Here is a 264-nt window from a genome sequence, read left to right on the forward strand (position 1 = left end):
CGGTGTAACTCACTTGGATGGTGGCGCGATGTTCGGTGTTGTACCGAAACCGCTTTGGGCCAAGAAGTATCCTGTTAACGAAAATAACCAAATCGAGTTACGTACTGATCCGATTTTAGTGCAGGCAAATGGATTGAACATGCTTATAGATTCCGGTATTGGTAATGGAAAGATGAATGACAAGCAAAGACGGAATTTTGGGGTGACGGAGGAATCCAATCTTGTTGAAGATCTTGGCAGACTTGGGATTCAGCCAAATGATAT

The 264-nt window shown here is 43.6% G+C and carries 1 pseudogene; it reads left to right on the forward strand.

The features are described 5' to 3' along the window. Positions 1–264, forward strand: a pseudogene (locus tag SB773_RS32480) (MBL fold metallo-hydrolase); the annotation flags it as partial.

The sequence above is a fragment of the Bacillus sp. SIMBA_074 genome (assembly GCF_046534555.1).
In the GTDB taxonomy this organism is placed as follows: Bacteria; Bacillota; Bacilli; order Bacillales; family Bacillaceae_G; genus Bacillus_A; species Bacillus_A mycoides.